Source organism: Pedobacter westerhofensis, from assembly GCF_900182595.1.
GTDB classification, from domain to species: Bacteria; Bacteroidota; Bacteroidia; order Sphingobacteriales; family Sphingobacteriaceae; genus Pedobacter; species Pedobacter westerhofensis.
The window spans coordinates 1-18,203 of sequence record NZ_FXTN01000021.1 but is presented as its reverse complement, the minus strand read 5'-3'; the positions used below and the strand labels follow the sequence as shown (position 1 = coordinate 18,203).

At 39.1% G+C, this 18,203-nt stretch carries 21 protein-coding genes; 10 read left to right on the top strand and 11 right to left on the bottom strand.

What is annotated here, in order from left to right:
• Window positions 1-136: 136 nt before the first annotated feature.
• The 4 genes from FN831_RS26620 to tssD form a co-directional block, all read right to left on the bottom strand.
• Window positions 137-2,749 (bottom strand): hypothetical protein, encoded by a 2,613-nt coding sequence (locus FN831_RS26620; protein WP_142531255.1) that lies wholly within the window; start codon window positions 2,747-2,749, stop codon window positions 137-139.
• Window positions 2,712-3,743, bottom strand: a complete 1,032-nt coding sequence (locus tag FN831_RS26615) for a hypothetical protein (protein ID WP_142531254.1) — start codon at window positions 3,741-3,743, stop codon at window positions 2,712-2,714. The genes FN831_RS26620 and FN831_RS26615 overlap by 38 nt, the downstream gene beginning before the upstream one ends.
• A gap of 72 nt (window positions 3,744-3,815) precedes the next feature.
• A complete protein-coding gene (locus FN831_RS26610) occupies window positions 3,816-4,136 on the bottom strand; it encodes a hypothetical protein (RefSeq protein ID WP_142531253.1) in 321 nt (106 codons plus the stop codon).
• A gap of 71 nt (window positions 4,137-4,207) precedes the next feature.
• Window positions 4,208-4,714 carry a type VI secretion system tube protein TssD gene (gene tssD / locus FN831_RS26605; protein ID WP_142531252.1) on the bottom strand — a complete coding sequence of 169 codons (507 nt, stop codon included), beginning with the start codon at window positions 4,712-4,714 and terminating at the stop codon, window positions 4,208-4,210.
• A gap of 202 nt (window positions 4,715-4,916) precedes the next feature.
• Here tssD and FN831_RS26600 point away from each other — a divergent pair, with 202 nt between their 5' ends.
• The 3 genes from FN831_RS26600 (at window position 4,917) to FN831_RS26590 (ending at window position 7,285) form a co-directional block, all read left to right on the top strand.
• On the top strand, window positions 4,917-6,407 hold the full coding sequence (locus FN831_RS26600) for a TPM domain-containing protein (protein WP_185960621.1): 1,491 nt from the start codon (window positions 4,917-4,919) through the stop codon (window positions 6,405-6,407).
• Window positions 6,408-6,422: 15 nt separating this feature from the next.
• On the top strand, window positions 6,423-6,869 hold the full coding sequence (locus FN831_RS26595; RefSeq protein WP_142531250.1) for a hypothetical protein: 447 nt from the start codon (window positions 6,423-6,425) through the stop codon (window positions 6,867-6,869).
• Between the two features lie 113 nt (window positions 6,870-6,982).
• Window positions 6,983-7,285, top strand: a complete 303-nt coding sequence (locus tag FN831_RS26590) for a hypothetical protein (RefSeq protein WP_142531249.1) — start codon at window positions 6,983-6,985, stop codon at window positions 7,283-7,285.
• A 6-nt stretch (window positions 7,286-7,291) separates the two neighbouring features.
• Here FN831_RS26590 and FN831_RS26585 read toward each other — a convergent pair whose 3' ends face one another.
• From FN831_RS26585 to FN831_RS26575, 3 genes are read right to left on the bottom strand one after another with little or no spacing between them, the layout of a single operon-like run.
• The gene (locus FN831_RS26585) at window positions 7,292-8,269 is read right to left on the bottom strand and encodes an ankyrin repeat domain-containing protein (protein ID WP_142531248.1); all 978 of its coding nucleotides are present in this window, start codon (window positions 8,267-8,269) and stop codon (window positions 7,292-7,294) included.
• Window positions 8,270-8,284: 15 nt separating this feature from the next.
• Window positions 8,285-8,638 carry an ankyrin repeat domain-containing protein gene (locus tag FN831_RS26580; protein ID WP_142531247.1) on the bottom strand — a complete coding sequence of 118 codons (354 nt, stop codon included), beginning with the start codon at window positions 8,636-8,638 and terminating at the stop codon, window positions 8,285-8,287.
• The gene (locus FN831_RS26575; protein ID WP_142531246.1) at window positions 8,622-9,128 is read right to left on the bottom strand and encodes a hypothetical protein; all 507 of its coding nucleotides are present in this window, start codon (window positions 9,126-9,128) and stop codon (window positions 8,622-8,624) included. The genes FN831_RS26580 and FN831_RS26575 overlap by 17 nt, the downstream gene beginning before the upstream one ends.
• 349 nt (window positions 9,129-9,477) lie before the next feature.
• Here FN831_RS26575 and FN831_RS26570 point away from each other — a divergent pair, with 349 nt between their 5' ends.
• The gene (locus tag FN831_RS26570; RefSeq protein ID WP_142531245.1) at window positions 9,478-10,134 is read left to right on the top strand and encodes a hypothetical protein; all 657 of its coding nucleotides are present in this window, start codon (window positions 9,478-9,480) and stop codon (window positions 10,132-10,134) included.
• A gap of 384 nt (window positions 10,135-10,518) precedes the next feature.
• Here the strand turns inward: FN831_RS26570 and FN831_RS26565 are convergent, their stop codons facing one another.
• Entirely contained in the window at window positions 10,519-11,001 is a 483-nt protein-coding gene (locus FN831_RS26565) for a hypothetical protein (RefSeq protein ID WP_142531244.1), read from the bottom strand.
• Between the two features lie 259 nt (window positions 11,002-11,260).
• On the opposite strand from FN831_RS26565, the gene FN831_RS26560 reads away from it, so the two are divergent.
• From FN831_RS26560 to FN831_RS27845, 5 genes are all read left to right on the top strand, one after another.
• The gene (locus FN831_RS26560) at window positions 11,261-11,491 is read left to right on the top strand and encodes a molybdenum ABC transporter permease (protein ID WP_142531243.1); all 231 of its coding nucleotides are present in this window, start codon (window positions 11,261-11,263) and stop codon (window positions 11,489-11,491) included.
• Window positions 11,492-12,141: 650 nt separating this feature from the next.
• Window positions 12,142-12,513 (top strand): hypothetical protein, encoded by a 372-nt coding sequence (locus FN831_RS26555; protein ID WP_142531242.1) that lies wholly within the window; start codon window positions 12,142-12,144, stop codon window positions 12,511-12,513.
• A gap of 245 nt (window positions 12,514-12,758) precedes the next feature.
• Complete coding sequence (locus FN831_RS26550; protein ID WP_221931417.1) at window positions 12,759-14,663, top strand: glycoside hydrolase family 97 protein; 1,905 nt, start codon at window positions 12,759-12,761, stop codon at window positions 14,661-14,663.
• 14 nt (window positions 14,664-14,677) lie between these two features.
• Entirely contained in the window at window positions 14,678-14,911 is a 234-nt protein-coding gene (locus tag FN831_RS26545) for a hypothetical protein (RefSeq protein WP_142531241.1), read from the top strand.
• A gap of 23 nt (window positions 14,912-14,934) precedes the next feature.
• Complete coding sequence (locus FN831_RS27845) at window positions 14,935-15,084, top strand: hypothetical protein (RefSeq protein ID WP_185960620.1); 150 nt, start codon at window positions 14,935-14,937, stop codon at window positions 15,082-15,084.
• A gap of 13 nt (window positions 15,085-15,097) precedes the next feature.
• Here FN831_RS27845 and FN831_RS28325 read toward each other — a convergent pair whose 3' ends face one another.
• The 3 genes from FN831_RS28325 to FN831_RS26535 are packed head-to-tail and all read right to left on the bottom strand — an operon-like array spanning window position 15,098 to window position 16,601.
• Window positions 15,098-15,499, bottom strand: coding sequence for an SDR family NAD(P)-dependent oxidoreductase (locus tag FN831_RS28325; RefSeq protein ID WP_262711909.1), 402 nt, complete (start codon window positions 15,497-15,499; stop codon window positions 15,098-15,100).
• 37 nt (window positions 15,500-15,536) lie between these two features.
• Window positions 15,537-15,842, bottom strand: a complete 306-nt coding sequence (locus FN831_RS28320) for an SDR family NAD(P)-dependent oxidoreductase (protein ID WP_262711908.1) — start codon at window positions 15,840-15,842, stop codon at window positions 15,537-15,539.
• A gap of 18 nt (window positions 15,843-15,860) precedes the next feature.
• Window positions 15,861-16,601, bottom strand: a complete 741-nt coding sequence (locus tag FN831_RS26535; protein WP_317132119.1) for an SDR family NAD(P)-dependent oxidoreductase — start codon at window positions 16,599-16,601, stop codon at window positions 15,861-15,863.
• Between the two features lie 136 nt (window positions 16,602-16,737).
• On the opposite strand from FN831_RS26535, the gene FN831_RS26530 reads away from it, so the two are divergent.
• Window positions 16,738-17,109 carry a winged helix-turn-helix transcriptional regulator gene (locus FN831_RS26530; protein WP_142531239.1) on the top strand — a complete coding sequence of 124 codons (372 nt, stop codon included), beginning with the start codon at window positions 16,738-16,740 and terminating at the stop codon, window positions 17,107-17,109.
• The last annotated feature ends 1,094 nt before the right edge of the window (window positions 17,110-18,203 follow it).

Here is an 18,203-nt window from a genome sequence, read left to right as displayed (position 1 = left end):
GATCTCCGTTTGCTTTAATAACTGCGCAGCTGGATTAGTGTAATTGCCGCCCAACATCCAAAAACAGTTGATGCACTTAACAAATGTTATCCAGTACAATTACGAGCACTGGGTAGACAAACTTTAACTTAAATGTCTAATTTGACTTGATAAAATCGCTCAGATAACTACATTCATTGACTGCTTTTCGATAAAATAGAGTTTTTTTGTATTGTTGCATCTCCCTGAAGTAGCTATTTTCTCTAAGCTGTTTAGCATATTGTTTTTCACGCTTAACATAGGTATCGTAATCATCCATGAATGAAGGAGATACATGTTCTTTCTGCTCGCATTTGGCAGCCATGAAAGTACATTTCGCTTTCAATTCCGGATCATGACTGAGGTCACGGGCTTTTAGATAATATTGTTTAGCCTGGGAAGCTTTGATATAATCACTGTCATAATAATAGAGTTGCTTCCGGCCATAGTCATTGGCAGACCAGCTGTAAGAAATCAGCCCCCAGGAGTTGCCATACATGGAGGTGTTGTATAAACCATTGGCCATCTGAAAGAAGGCGTCGCTATTCTTGGGATCCAACCTTAGCTGGTCTTCCAATTCAGCCATTTTCTGCGCAAAAGTGAGTTTCGTGTAATGCTTGCCACCAAAATATTTGGGATAGTCATTGGTCTGCACCATAAATGGATCGCCTTGATAGCTTTCACCTTCGCTGTATGAGTCCTCTCCATTGTAAGACTTACCGATGATCTTTCTATCTTTGATATGCTGAAAAGCAGCAACTGCGTTGTTATAACGGTGCTCACGCAGTGCGATAGTTCCCAGCAGCTCAAAAAGTTTGTCGGCCTCAATCCGTGCCAGATCATGGCTCAAAAACTTGAGGTACTGATCACCAGTGACGCCACTTTTCCAAGTAATGACTTGTTGAAGCTGCGCGGTGTGTAGATAATTATACCAAAATCCCGGCATTTCCGTACCGTTATAGTTGCTGTCGCCAGACAAATTACTTTTCAGCATGGCAAGGGCTGCCCGGGCAGTATCTCCCTGGCGCAGATAGGCGGGTGCCAGGACATGCGTGTAGAAGTTGCGCTGGGTAATTGCAAATTGATGGTCACGATCAGATTTTTCATGAAGCCACTTTAAAGAGGGCAACAAGGAGGCTTCATCTACTGCTTTAAGGTGTTTGATGTGCTGGGAAGATAACAACAGCTTTACAATTTGTTTTTGATCATTAAGTTTTTCACTGAGTCTCTGCCCATCCAATTTTTGAAGTGCAGCAAGCCCATCATCTGGCTTGTTTTGTATAAAGTATAAGTAGGCAGATGTTAAACCCCCTATTTGCGGTTCAGTATACTGGCCATCGCTGCTAAGCTTTGTACAAAAGCTACGAAGCTTTTCAATATGAGCTTCGTACTTAGTTTTTACGCTATCAGGGATAGCTGCGAAAAATTTGCCCTGAGTTAACTGTTCAGGGTTTGCAGCCTGGGGTTGCTGACTAAAATAAAACCATACTACAGCGAGGGCGCCAGCCAATACTAATGCTCCACCCAATACTCTATAAACATCTTTTACTTTGTTCTTTTTATAAGTTAACACTAATAGGATCACAGCCAGTAAAATCGTGATTGCAGCTGCCCACAATATCCATTTCTTTGATCCGGAATCAGCATCAGGGCCTTGTTTGTTCAGCCCAGATCGATCACTGTAAAATAGATCATTGTTATTATTGAGGGCTGGGGTCAGATAATATTGCTCTAACTTATTGATTTCTCTCAGCAATAAAACGCCCACCATTGATGAGGATGGCGCATTGTCATACACCTCCTCCAGGTTATCCGTTTCAACTTCCGGATTGGCGAAACCTTTGATGGCATACAGATTTGCTTTTTCCACAGGTGTTTGCGCCAGTTTTATCACCTTATCAAATGGAGCATCGATATAATGATAATTGCGGTACGCCTGTAGTCTGCGTTCAGGATACAAAGCAAACACTTTTGAAAACAGGTATGCCGCCTGGATAGTATCACCAAGGCGTCGCTCTTCTCCCGCCTTTAAGGCCAAAGCCCAGCCTTTGATATGGCTTGATGATGAATTCGGGGCAATATGCTGGTCAAATATTTTTTTTGCCCCCTCAAAATTCCCTGCGTAATGATTCAATTTTTGAGCCTGGTAATAATACCGCAATTTCAGAAAACTATCGTTCTCTCCCATTGCTGATTGTATGGCTTTAGCCGCTTCATCTTTCAGTCCTGCAGTGTCTACGGGTGCGGGTTCCCAATAGTTATAATTCGACTGTCCTAATAGTTCTGCCCCTACAGCAAAATGGTAATATTTTCTGGCATCATCATGCCCCGGTTCTTTGAGGCTGATTAAAAAGCTGTTCCTTGTTAAACTATCTGCTGCTGCTTGATCTTGCTCGAAAAAGTCCAAAGCCCCCTCTTTGCCGGCACTGTCCAAATGATACATGATCCTTTCTACATCTGCAGGCTTTACCTTCCCTCCTAAATATTTTGCCCATTCAGCTGAGTTGATGGCAGCTTCACTTTCCGGTTCCTCGTCCCCATAAGTAAACTGATAGTCTGTAAAATAAAAAGCGCCGTATTCCTTCCGCCCCTGGATATCGGGATGAAAGAAAGAGGTGTAATAATCATAGGGATCAGGCTCATCCGAGCAGGCCAGGATTATGGCCGCGCTCATCAGGCACAAGCCGGTAATACTAACGAAATACAGCAGCAGCTTTGGAAAGGTTTTCATAAGTGTAGTGTTTAAGCGTAGGTTCGTCCAGGTGAAAATATATGATCTTTAACGTATCTGATGATAAAAATTTCTGTAGGTAGCTGGCACAAGCAAACAACTGATCAGCAGATATCCTCTCCAATCTGATCTCATCCCCGCGCAATAAACCAGATTTTGGAAGGTCTTTTTGCAAGGTGTACAGATTGTTGCCAACTGGTTTAAAAGTCCGTTGATCTGCAAAGTTCACAGACCCCAATCTTTTGGTGATCCCTGCATATTGCTTGTGCCTGAATACAACTGCCCAGCTGAAGACAGGCAGCCCTACATCGAGTGGTACAGGATAATTGCCAAGGTTTTTACCTGCGTATTTTTCGATTTCTTTTTGCTCCAATATTGAGTTCTGATCTCCATATTTTCGTAGGTTGCCCATATTATAACACATCAGCATCGCGCGGTCCACCGGTGGTGTACCATTGCTTCTCTGATATTTGAGCTGATGAAGGCGAAGCGTTGCAGAAAGGATCTTGTTTTTCAGCTTTATGTTGGATTTGATCCGGCGCAGCAGGTAGAAATAATTATCCCGGGTACTTCGCGTCCAGTCGCAATCGATCTGTAGTTCTTTATAAGTTAGCCTCCCGGAAGGTTTGATTCGTCCTTCTACATAATAAACAATTTTAGCGGCAAGGTCATCCAATTGCCCGGAAGTCTGGTTTTTAAGCACATCATTAACAATAAATACAACCGGAATGAGCTGGATTGAATCAGGCAATGCTGATTTGAAGCTCACCGGCGATACGGGCTGAGGACCATTGTCGCCATAACCTACATCCATTATCCGCATATAGAGTTCCTTACTATGCATGGCATTTAAGTACTTCCGTTCCAGCGGATTGTTATCATAGACTGTTTTCCAGTAATAAAAACTGGTGCTGACTACCCTGTCTTTGTGACAGGAAACCAGTACAAGCAGGATGACTGCTGTGAGAAATACGATCAGTTTTGGCAGCTTCATACGGTTAAGTACGGCATGCCAGTAATGATCAGTAGCATAATAATTGGTAGTAAACACATTGTGGTCATATCTTTATGCAGCGTTCAGTTTTTTACGCCTAAAGTAGGCGATGATGTAAAATAGCAATGCGGATATGGGTATCAAGACTGCAGTTGCAGCAGTTCCTAATACTGCGAAGCCGGCCGAGCCGGTGGCACATTTTACATCCGAAGGAAGATTGAGGATATCTATATAACTTGCAAGCACAGGCAATATTATCCCTGCTACCAAGCAAAGCATGGTAATCACTATAATAGATAAATTGATACGGCTGCTGTATGACATGCTGCACAGAACAATATGCGCTACGGGCGCTGCAATCATCAATATAAACTCCAATAGCATTAGTAGCATTACAACTTTTATATTAATACTTCAAATCGCCAAAAGTAACCCTGGGATCTGATCTATTGCTAACCCGACAATTATTGTTCGATGACAATACCATTAATCGATACTTCCTGACAGCTAATTGAAATTGAGGCCGAACCATACGAATCATTATATGACATTGAGGACATCTGGTCGGAATAACTATACAGGCTCGCCTGTTTAAATTTGATAGTCCTTGTAGGGTTTTTTCCAAAAGTATCAATCATCGTAATTGTACCATCAAACTTGTTTTGTTTCCTGGCAAATACGCGTAGCAGCTCGTCACTGATCTTTTTAGCCTCTATGGTGAAGTAAAATGTTTTGAGATAGGAGCTTGGCAATTCTTTTTTTAATGAGTCCTTAACCGCTTTAATAGTTATTGCCTCATCATAAATGCGGGATAAAGAAGTACTCACACTGTTGAGTTCGGTGACCACACTTTTACCATTAAAGCTGATCATCATCTGTAACTTTGTACGGTTTTCGTCAGTTTGGGCAGAAACACCAATTGTAAATAGTAACAGAAAAAAGGTGAATGTAAATGTAGATATGTTTTTCATATGAAGAGATTGTTTATTGATTAACAACCTTAGATCATTATTGTTAGCCAAATGCCAAGGATTATTTGAAAATTAAACATCTTGTTAGTTTGGTTGTTATCTTATCAGAAATTTTTGATTTTCTTGAATGTATACTAAATTAAACGTTTTTTTATCCCAGTCAATAGCAGTATACAGGATGACGCATCGCATATTCGGATGCATGATTGCCATATTATTGGTCTTAAGCATACCTGGCTATGCCTTCCAGAAAACACCCTACCAATCGGTCAATGATGTACCAAATCCTAAGGATTCGGGCACAGGGTATGTCAGCAACCCTGATGGTTTAATTGATCCCACTGAGCTAGACAGCCTAAACAATTTGCTTGCAGAGCTTAACCGGAGGACGGGCATAGAAACAGCTGTGGTGATCATTAGTGATTTTACTAAGAACGATGATGACTTCACTTTTTCCACTGCACTTTTCAGGCACTGGGGGATTGGGAAAGGCGGGTCAAATAACGGGCTTTTGTTATTGATAGCCACTGAACGTAGACAGTACCGCTTCGTTACTGGTTATGGTTTGGAAGGACTGTTGCCAGATATTACCTTGTCCACTATCGGCGACCGTATACTCGTCCCCGCTTTTAAGGAGCAGGCTTATGGCAGTGGTATTATCAATGCAGTAAAAGTCATCAGCGGTTATTTACAGCAGCCTGCCAATAAAAAAGAGCTCGATACCTTATTTAACAACCAGAAGATCACAACATCAGGCGCCAGCACGAAGACGATTTTATTCGCAATCGCTATCCTATCGGCAATAGTTGCAGGCTGGCAGCTCAATAAAATTAAGGCCAGCATATCAAAAGCAAAACAAAAGCTATCAAACCTATATGCCGATATATCCTTCTGGTCTGCGATTGTATTGTTGTGTTGCGTATTTTTCCTAAGTACCGTTGGTTTCTTTTCGGGCCATTTCATGGATATGCTATGGTCGGTTTTCAATTTTTTCCCCTTAGTAATTTGCTTAATTATTGTGCTCTATTTGTTCTTTGCTCATCTCAACATATTGAGTTCTCTGCGTATGAGCCACAAAGACGATGTAAACTATTTCGAATCGTTTGGTAAATTCTACCGGCAGAGCTGGTGGCATACGCTGCTATCACCAATCTTGCTTATCATCATCTTCATACAGCTAGTGCAAATCACACGTTTAAAGAAACGTATAAAAGCACCCCTGGACAATAATGGTATGCCCATGAGGCGTTGTGACAGAGATGCAGAGGAGGTTAATCAATACCTTTCTTCCGGTCAGCTGAAAGAAGAAGATACCGGAAGTCTGATCTATGATATTTGGACTACAGAGCATGCCGAAGAAATAAAACTGATATCTAACCCAGGCTACCACTATGCGGATTTTGAGGTCTGTCCTGCCTGCGGTTTCAGAACTTATACTCAGCCTATTGAAATAACTATTGAACGGGCTACCTATGCACATGGAGGCAGGGCTAAGCGGGTAAATCTTTGCAGAAACTGTGACCATGAGCATTTTATTGAATTTATTATGCTGGACAAATTGGTGCGGACAAACAATTCATCCTCGTCCGGAGGAGGTTCATCCTCGTCCGGCTCAGGCAGTAGCAGCAATTCGTCTTCAAGCAGCTGGGGTGGCGGCAGTACAGGTGGTGGTGGCGCTGGAGGCAGATGGTAATCAATATATATACTTATGAAAAAAACTATTTATTTATCCTTTTTGCTGGCAATTATACTACAGGCCAAAGCTCAAACAAAATCAGCGACAGCTCCAACTTTGCAAGTGCGGACGGGGCAACATGCCTTCACCATTCAATGGATCACATTTGAAAAAGGGAACAAACCAGGAACTGTAATGATCCGGTCAATTGGAGATAATGAATTTAGTATTGAAGGTGAGCAAAGGGACAAGCTTAAAAATAACTATGTAACTATAAAAGGTACTTTTTTGGCAAAGGGAAAAGAACTCAAATTCAATGGCAAAATTGTATCACAAGTCTCCTATATCAATGAGGGGAAGCCCTGCGAAAGTACTGGCCTGGTTATTTTTAAAGCTTCCGGAAAGCGCAAATACTGGCGCTTACAGCAGATGCTTAATTGTGATGGCAGCTCAACAGATTATATAGATATATTCTTTTGATCAATGTTTAGCTATAAGTAACTATGCTATAACTGATAAAAAACATCAAGGTTCAAACTTTATGTTAGTCTGGTTGTTGAAATATGATCCAAATACTAATTAATTAAATTATTATGCTACCATCGTTTCAAAGTAATAGCGGTACTGAAAACAGCGAACTTTCAAATAAAGTCATGGGTGCCCTGGAACCTGCTATAAAACAGCATTGGCCTAAAATTGAACCCTATGCTGATAAAGCATTAGCGGCTGCACAGGATGACGATACTATAGAAGCACTGGGTCGCAAAATCTACCCATTTTTGCCAATGGTCCTTCGCTTAGCTATCAAAGAAGATAAATTTATCACCTTTATTTTGGAACACAAAGGACCTCTTCTGACAAAACTGACTGAGATAAAAAACAAGCAAAATGATTAGTGGCTATTACCGTCCATTAGCACCTGCTATTAATAATTGTTCTAAAATTTCGGTGTAACCACGCTCACTGGCAAAGTCCATCGCACTGCGGCTTTCATTATTAACAGCATTAACATCTGCATCCCTTTCGATCAGCATAGCTGTAAAGTCATTAAAACCGCATTGTGCTGCCACAATAAGTGGTGTTTCACTAAAGCTATTCCGTGAATTTATGTCGGCACCGGCATCCAGCAGTAATTTACCTATATGATGGTTTCCTATTCCTGCCGAATAATGTAAAGCAGAGTTGCCATTCAAAAGGTGCAGGTTCACGTCGGCACCGTTATTAATTAACACCTCTGAAAGGTGAATATTAGAGTTATTTACGGCAAGTACCAGGGCGGTAACCCCATCATTGTTGAGTTCATTTACATTAGAGGCATCTGCTTTGAGTAAGGCATGTATGGTTTCACTGTGGTTGTTATAAACAGCCTGATGCAGTGGTGTATTGCCATGGTCATCTTTTTGAGCTACCTGACCATTGGAGACAGCCGTAATCAATTCCCGCAAACCATTACCAGTAGCATGGTCTAATATATTATAACCTTGATTATCTTTGATCGTAGTATCTGACCCACAGCTAATGAGGTAAAGCGCTGTTTCAGTTTTGAAGGCGAGTACAGCGTAGAATAGTGGCGTTTGCCCCACATTATTACTGTAATTGACTTCTGCGCCTGCATCAATTAGCAACTTGATCAGTTCTTTACTACCGCTGCGCGCAGCAATGTGTAAAGGGGTTTCGCTGATATTATTTGCCAGATTTACATCTGCGCCAGCGTCAATTAACAACCTGGCGATATCTTTGCCGCCTTTACTGCAAACATAATACAAGGGCGAATTTCCTAAACTGTCACGCTTATCAACATTGATTTCTCCCTTTTTAAGAAAAGCCTGTACAATTCCCTTTTGTCCATTTTTGCATGCATTTAAAAACATATTATCCATATGATTAATCTTGGTTTAATTCATGAGTTGTTCAACAACCACCTCATTGTTGTGATATATAGCTACGTCCATTGCCGTCATTCCCTTGTGGTTTGGGTCATCAAAATCAAACCTGGCATTGATAAGCGCATGCATGGCGGTGTTACCATATTTGTCGGCCTCCGCCTTTAAACCAGCCTCTTTCAAAAAAAAGACAGCTTCGGCATCAGTATAGCCGGCAGCCAGGTGATAAAGATTTTCGGCATACTCGCCAGTAATAGTGACATCCGGCAACTGCTTGTAAAGCGCCAACATATCAACCTTATCACCTGCCGCTGCAAACATATTGCGTTGATAGGAATCCCTAATATCGTTAAAGTTGTTTGTCATTGGCTTTATTAACTAGAATTAGTGCATCAGTAATATTTTTGTATCCCTTATGAGCCATCGGCATGGCTGCAGTAATTACTTTGGCATAATCTCCCAATTGTAACCAGCAGTCTATTTTAAGCCTGACAATTGCATCATTTATATGATAAGGGAAAGTGTGAACGTAGGCTTCGCTTATACCATGTAGATAGTCAGCAGTTTGATTTTGCTTATTTTTGATCACCTTATAATCAGCGTAAGCATTTAGTGGATTTGTCATTTTCACTTCGGGTTTAAGTTGAATACGTTCTAATTGACTTAAAGCGCCCTGGAAATTACCAACCCAGTGCAAACAGAGTGCCGTATTATAAAGTGCGGATGTAGAGGGAGATTGTTGATGCATGAGCAATTCATATACCTCTGCATAACGCTGCTGAACGATTAACTGCAGAATTAACGTTTCTACGTCTGACGAATTATTAACATTATTAGGTACTGATCCTAAAAGCATGTTCTCAGATTATTAGTTTCGAATTATTATTAGTTGTATTTCAATCTTTAATAAATAACTGAAAAATCGGAAATATGTTTGAGAATACCAACTTTTACCATACAGTGAACCTAAACTGTAAAGGAGATTTATTGTTAATTGATAAACTAATATAAATCTAACATTGAGTGTTATTTGGTTTCATAAAAAATTAGTACGTTTAAATGATTTTTGATATAGTACGACTAAAGCATTATCAATAATTGAATTTTAAACCAGAGTTGAAATTTGAATCCTAAATTAAATTGAAACCTAAGTCTGTAGTTTATATAATATTTATTAAATCAGCATCTCCTAAAAACGTAAAGAAATGAGACTATTTTTATTTTGCGCTATTTTTTGCTTAGCCGCCCCTTTTTATACAAGAGCACAAACCACTGCCGATATTGTCCAAACACTTGAGCAAAATTATAATTGGTCAAGGGCTAAGGTTATACAAGAAAGCGTCACTATTAATGGTCCATCGGAAATGTTTACCAGGATCATGTCTGATAAGCGCTCTTTTGACATTTCAACTTTTTCTTATTTAAGTTCATACTTAGGTAAGTATTTTGATAAGGTTTATGGCACTGATATATTAAATTCAGCCGAAAAAACATCTGTAAATACAACCGCTGAACAAAAAGCTGCATGTGCTAAGGAAATTTCAAAAATTTCGGGCAAATTGCATCTTACATTAAATGCAAATAGCGTTAAATTAACAGATAATAGCTACGAACTCAGTATGACAACTATAACTACTATAGGAGAATTTTTTAATCCTGAAAGAGGCGTTGGGGTTGCATTAGGATGGAGACCAACGGCAAATAAAATTGCTATCATTATTAATCCGGTAAACAAAACTGGGCAACCTGTAGTTAAGTGGAGCAATAACCTAAGTACTTGTACAATTGATCTCCCTATAGTAGGAGACACAAATTATTCTAATATAATCTTGGAAGGTTTGAAAAAGGGCGGAAAAATTTAACAGACCCGTTTGGGTACGCTGTTGATAAGTCTCTGTTTGGATATTTCGAATGACTTACTATGCTATTAAGCTGATTATTCCGGTAGAAATACCAGCAGATTTTGAGAAGCTGTAATTCGTATCTATGCTATTACTGCTGATGGAAGACAGAAGTGGAGATTTTAAAACAGGTTGTCCGGCTCTATTTGTAGTGACCATAATTTTACTATCATAAACAGTGCTGAGTCATTTACTGCATATGATCAATAAAATACTGCATGTACGGGCGGTAGTATTATTATAACTAATCATAAATGAGCTGTTATAATGGACAACATTAATGAACTAAACGAGGAACTCAATATAGAAATCCGACTAGCTGAAGGATGCAAATGGACTACGTAGTTATTTACAAATCGATGCTTCAAAGTTACCTTTGAATTCTGTATTGGTATCCTGGTCTTTTATATCCACCTTACCGATAACCTTATCTGCTGTAATCGACGTCACCTCAATGATCGTAGTTTCTGAACTAAATAAAGCTCCTGACTGACCAGTTGCATCACGCGGATCACCAATTAGTACATACGTGTCATTGAGTAAGAAACGTCCCACCTTTTTAGGAACTGTTAAACGTATCAAAAATGCCTCCTCCGCGCTAGCGCATGACTTATCTGCATCTGGAGATATGTAGATTTCAAAAAGCTCATCCGGGGTATATTTGGTTATTCTAAAGGAACTGCTGTATTTTTCGATAATAACCTTCGCAGTAAAAGGAACTCCATAAAGTTTGCCCGAAACGGCTGCCGGCTGCTCAACGGGATTTTTATCCTTTTTGCAGCCAAAACAAACAGCACATAAAATAAATACAGGTAGAAGACCTTTCATAATTTGAATTTGTAATACAACAACTTTTAAAGAAAATAGTTTTCACTCTTAAAAACAAACTTATTAGCCTATCGCCATCACTATTGTAAATGAAAGCTAGGCAAAATTAGGGCAAAAAGATAATTGTTTACTCAAACTACACCTCGTCAAGCAATGCTTTTTGCAGACATATAGATGGAAGACTATTTTGCAAAACTTTTTGTATGTTTATCAATGACAATTAAATTAAATAAATTTTTACTTCAAGACTCGATCCACTATGAACCTTATTTGGGCAATAATATTTATAGCTGCTGGTTTCTTTTTAAGATTCCAAATCAATAAACGACAGTTTAACAGGAGAAACTCAGCAGGAATAGAAGAATTTAAATCTTATGGGAATGCATATACCACACAAATGCTCGAAAAAATTGGAAGAATTGTTGGTGTTTTCTTTATTATCATTGGAATATTGATGGCGCTATCTTTCTTCTTTGCGTCGCATAAATAGCTAATTCCATAACTGTTAATCATTCGAACTTCTTCTTATTAGCATATTATTATATGAATTTGCAACGCTTGGATTCGTGTGGATTTTATAAAGTTCAAATCTACATTTAATATTAAGTAAGATTGATCGTTGCGAAAGACGAATATTTTGATTATTGCGGACCATAATAGTATTTCGACCCTCTTTGATTTTGAATTACAAATGAGGGGCGTAAATTACTACAAAGAAACGGCGACCTGGCTATAGTTTACAGGGACAAGGTATCATTAATTGCTGCCGCTTTTGTGTAATCACCTTGTTAACCTCCCTGTTGAAATGTCTGGAAATACATATTTATGCGGCTGACCATACCATAAAAATATGTTCTTGTTTGTACGACAAGGAAGTCTCAAAAAAATGCAGCTTCAGTAATTTTCCTATCCTACATGCACTCCAGGTAAGAAATGTTATATTATATAAACCATCTAAATTGGAGCATATTTCGGGTAAAAAGCCAATCTTATAATGAATTCCCCCTCCTATGTTTGCATATCCTTAATAAAATAATAAATTTAAATACATAAGTGCGAGGAGTAACCGCATGTTTATTCCCTTACAGTTATGAAAATATGAAAAGCTAAGATTTAACGTTAACGTATGAAAGGAAATCAATGAAAGATAGAGTGATAAAAAATGATTGGCGTACCTTTGATATGCCCGAGCTTTGTGAAGTTGCTAAAATGAACAGGGCATTATCCAAAGAAGAGTATCAGCTTTTAGTTTGTGGTTTCAAACCACGGGATATGGACGACAGATGGTTTCTTTATGTCCAAAACGATTGGGTTTTTCTCCATCGCAGCTGGACAGGTCATTGTATCTTTAAGCTGAAGCTGGAAGTATCATCCGATAATGTGATCTTAACTGATATTCATATTAACAGGGATTCTGATCAATATAGGTCTGTCAATTTGGAAGCCGATAAAGACGAGGTAAATTCAATTTTGACATCTCTGCTTGGTCTTATCAGGTCTAGCTTTTGCTAGCTCTGCGAATGTTTTTATAACTTGACCCCTCCCCGCATAACCTGACTTTCATCAAGTAGAGATTTCGGTTTCAAAAGGTAAAACACTGTAATTAACATGATGAAAAAATCAAAGTTTACCGAGGCGTATATTACCCTGAAGTTCTCAAAGCCAAGGTAATATATGGAAATTGAGATTTCTTTATTGTACTGAATAACTTAACACACATGCAGAATACAATAATTTACTCCAAAACAATATTTCCTTTGGCTAAGACAAAAATGATCTTGACATTTATCGCCCATATGAATAACATTAGATTTTTCAAAGTAAGTTGCTTCGTTATTGCTTTTTTCACACTGGTTGGAGACTCTATAATTGCACAAACCAAAAGCAATACTGAAACTCTTAAATCGCCGAACGGCAAACTTATTTTAACACTTGACTATTCGAATCTGGAATCAATTCGGTATACGTTTCAAGCAGACGGAAAGATATTAATTAATCCGTCAGTATTAGGCCTGGATAGTTTGAACAGAATTGAGTTTATCCAAAAAACGCATCGTTCGGTAAATACTGTATGGAAACCCTTATGGGGTAAAAGGACAATCGTTCCGGATCAATTTAATGAAATTACAATCGATTTGCAGACATATCAAATTGTTGCCCGGGCTTACAATAACGGCATTGCGTTTAAGTATGTCTGGCCGGCAGGAGGTCGCAGATCAAAAGATAAGACCCAGTTTAATTTTAGTGGAGACTATGAAGCTTGGTTTTATAACGGAGAGCGACACAACCTGGGCCCAGACAAATTAACCGATGTTGATGGAACGCGTTTGCCTGTTATGACTATTAAAGCTAATGATCATGCCTATATGGCTATACATGAAGCAGATTTAGAGGAAGGAGAACCACTTATTCTGGCATCAAAAAAAGCAACAAAGAATTTCACAGTTGCCTCGAAGTCAAACACTGCCTGGCGAGTGGTGATGTACGGGCGCACACCAGGGGAACTGGTAGACTCACATCTGATTGAACTTTTAAACCCTGCTCCCGATAAAAATATAGATTTCTCTTGGGTTAAGCCTGGGATTGCCGTGTGGGACTGGAGAATAAATGGTGCAAAAGTGCAAAATTTTGAATATAAGATGTCGCTTCCATCCTGGAAACGCATGGTTGATTTCGCAGCGGAAAATAACATCCGTTTTTTAATGCTGGATGCTGACTGGTACGGTCCTGAATTTGCAGAAGGTTCTGATCCCGTAAAAGGTGGCAAGGTTGCACAAGTACACGAGATTATTGCGTATGCGAAAAATAAGGGTATAGGGATTTGGCTTTATATTAATGACGTAGGTGGCCGTAAATATCCTCTTGAACAGACTTTGAAGCAATATAGCGATTGGGGTGCCGTAGGGATAAAATATGGTTTCATGATAGGCGATCCTGAAGAAAAAAATATCCGTACAAGGCTAATTACGTCACTCTGTGCTAAAAACCGCTTACTCTGCGATTTTCACGATGGACCAGTGCATCCATATGGGCAAATACGCACATTTCCAAATGCACTTACTCGTGAGTATGGCCCTGCACAACTGGATGCACACCGCACAGTCGCTCCTAAAACGTTTGTAACTGAAGTTTTTGTGAACATGCTGGCTGGGCCAATTGATCTGAATAACGGATTAGCAGATCTTACCCAAGCTGGTCGTATTGATGAACCATCTCCAGTACCTTCTACTTTGGTTGGAGAGGCTGCACGTACCCTGATTATGTTCTCTGGCGTAACGGTAATTCCGGATATTCCCGAGAATTACAAAAAAAATCCTGAAATTTTAGAATTTTATGCTTCAGAAAAGATGCCTTGGCGTGAAAGCAAAACCATAAGTGGTGTTATTGGAGAACACATTACCATGGCCAGGCAAGCAGCAGACGGCACGTGGCTAATTGGTGCAGCCACAGATGAAAAGCCTCGCAAGCTTGATATTCCACTCTCGTTTTTAGGCAAAGGCAACTATGAGGCGCTCATTATTGAAGATAGTAAAGATTCTGATTACCGTACCCATAAAGAAGGCTACGTTTCAAAAAAGATAAGGGTAACCTCAACCAATAAAATTCAGGTTCAGTTAGCACCTGGTGGAGGAGCCTGTATTCTTTTAAAGAAGATTAAGTAAATCTATTACCATAGATGAATGAACGGTCGCTACACGCAATTAAAAAGACGGCAGCTGCATATGGCGATACTAACAAAACCGTCGAATTAACATATTTGAAAGGTGGCTATTTTCAAATTTATATAGATAGATTTTATCATGGTCGTATATCACAACGTGGATTCAAATGGGAGGTGTTAGACCAAAATGATTATTTTACAACTGATGATATGGATGCTTTATTAGAGCGTGCAGGAGTTGACATATAACACCTATAGATATAACTTGTGCTATGAGTTATCAAGACGAATTAGACACACGCGCTATTGAGGTCAGCGAAGCAGATAGAGAAGGACAATACGTAGATTTTGTTTTTCCACAGGATGAAGATAGTTATAAAAAGCGAACCTTTCTAAAACGTATTATTACAAATACATTTTAGAAAGGGTAAATAATTACAATAAGCCACCAGCAACGGTGATTCTTTCACCAGTAACCCAGCCAGCATCTTCAGATGCCAGGAAAACTGCAACTTTTGCAATATCTAACGGCAGGCCGACGCGGCCCAAAGGCGTTTGATCAAGATAATATCTTTCCATCGCACTTCCTGGCCTGCCATCGGCAGTCGAACCTTCTGATTCAGTCATACCCGGAGCAATTGTATTCACTCTTATATTTTTAGGCCCAAGTTCCTTAGCTAATGTTTTTGCTATACTATCAACACCTGCCTTAACGGCGCAGTAAATTAATGTACCTGGAATAGGATTTAAGCTAATTGTAGAACTTAAATTTATAATGCTTCCTCCACCTTCACCGAACATTGCTACCGCCTGTTGTGCACAAAAGATATGCGCCATTAAACCTGTGGTTATCTGTAGCTGGAAAGTTTCTTCACTAATCCGCTAACATTTCATATCTCCATACACTTGCATTGTTAACTAATATATCCAACTTGCCGTAAGCCTTATTCACCTCCTCAAAAAGTCTCTTTATATCAGCAATCTTTGAAATATCTGCCTGTACAGCGATGGCTGTTCCACCATTTCGGGTAATCTCGGCGACAACTCTGTCTGCTGATTCTTTACTTGATGCATAGTTGACTACTACTTTAGCACCTTCTTTCGCATATTCTTTAGCAATTCCAGCGCCGATACCTTTTGACGATCCTGTAATGACTGCTACCTTGTCTTTTAGTTTCATAATAATTTTTGATTTTTCTTATAATTGTCCACCAGAAACCTGGATTCTTTCCCCGGTCACCCATGCTGCATCATCAGATGCTAAAAAAACAGCAACTTTGGCAATGTCACCCGGCTGACCAATCCTACCTAAAGGAACTTGCGCAACCAGTTGCGCTTCCCATTCGCCACCCATAAAACCTTGTTCATGAGAACCTTCTGTTTCAGTTATACCGGGAGATATCGTATTCACCCTGATCTTTTTTGATCCTAGTTCTTTGGCAAGCACTTTAGTTACATTGTCTATAGCCGCTTTAGTTGCTGCATAAATCAGTGTGCCCGGCATAGGGTTGATACTTACAGTAGAACTGATATTAATAATATTACCACCATTCTTTCCCATCAGCTCAACAGCTTTTTGTGCACAAAGGATAGTACCAATTAGATTCGTATTTATATTAGCCTGTATAACCTCAATTGTAAGCGCTTCCAGCATTACCACATCATAAATTCCTGCGTTGTTGACAAGGATGTCAATCTTATCGAAAGCTGTTATTGCTTCTTTAAATAGCCTTTCAACATCGGCCGGTTTTGAAACATCGGCCTGCACAGCAATCGCTTTCCCACTTAGCTCAATAATCTGTTCTACAACTTTTTCAGCTCTTGATTTGTCTTTAGCATAGTTCACCACGACTTTCGCTCCCGAAAATGCATATGCCTTGGCGATCCCTGCGCCAATTCCTTTTGCTGCCCCTGTTATTACAGCAACTTTATCTTTCAATTTCAATGTCATTAGATCAAACTTTAGTTGGTCACAAAAGTATATTGTACATATATTTGTGGCAAGTACCTACTAAATTGTAACCTAGCTACCAAATAGTAAGCAATTTGATTATCAATAATTTAATATTAGTGTAATGGCAAAAATGACGCGAAAATGTTCTGATTCACCAACTTGTTCAGTTGATTATGCCTTCAGAAGAATAGGGGGTAAATATAAAGGCAGGATCCTATGGTCTTTGAATGAACATAAAATTATACGATTTGGAGAGTTGGGAAGAATTTTGGCAGATGTAACCACTAAAATGCTAACTCAAACCCTCAGGGAATTAGAAAAGGACGATTTAATTATCAGAAAGGTTTATCATCAGGTACCACCTATGGTGGAATATTCATTGTCGGAAACCGGATTGGAACTTATTCCATTCATTACTCATTTAAAAGAATGGGGAGATAAAAAGATCGAAATTGAGAAGAATAAAAGTGCAGAAAATATACTTCCAGTTTAGCTATGTATGTTAAATCAGATATTCGATATCATGAAAAAATACTCTCCATTTCTATCTCTTAGCTATCTGGGGAGTGATCCGAGTAATCATTCTTTTGGTTTATGGGGCAATAGTGGCATAGAAAACCACCCATCTCACAAAGGAATGCGACTGATATATAACGCAATTTGGCAGCAAGTTGGCATCCTAAATAAATAATAGAAGGATTTAGTAGCAATAAAATATGGAAATGAAACCGATGGATGGTCACGTTTTATGTATTCGTCAAACATTATTATTCATTGAGATTCAAGCACAGTGAATATACAGTTAATCTTCTTTTTTAAGACATATTATATTCATTAAACTAGCCGACATGCCAGAGTATTCCTGATGGATCATGCAGAAAAAATTCCCTACCCCAGTGCTCCAACCGAATCGGAATCAACTTTATTTCCGGATACTTAGTTTCTAGATTTAAAGAAATCAGGTCACTATAAACCTTAGTCAGGTTTTTTACCTCAATAAAGACCATTGTATTATCCACCCAATCCTGTACAAAGGCATCTTGAAGATAAAATCCAATCATTTTACATCGGAAGAAAGACATCTTTGGCTCGAGAATTATTTCGGTAAAACCTAGGTCCCATTAAAAAGGAGATGGCTAATTGGATGGTTAATAATTACCGGGTATCGGTCCAAAGAGCCTGCCGATGTTTGCGGCTGCCGAAGTCTATGTATTATTACATTCATCATCGCCGTGATGAAAGCTTGCTGAAAATGCGGATAAATGAAATCGCGCAGACGCGTGTCAGATACGGCTTTGAGCGAATTTTCGTTTTGCTACGACGAGAAGGTTTTCTTGACAATCATAAGAGGGTCTATCGCATTTAAACTCATCAACAAATACTAAAATTCTGATTTGAATAATGGAATGGGTTTATGATAATCAGCAAAAAGAAAAAGAGTTAGTTAATGCTTATCTGGAATGGGGTACTTTGCTTAAAGGCATCGGCATTTTGGAATTGCAACAATAAAGTAGACATTTAGTTAAGCGGCAATATTTTGTTTATTTAAATTTCTACCAAATTCTTCCGGGGACAGATATCCCAGTG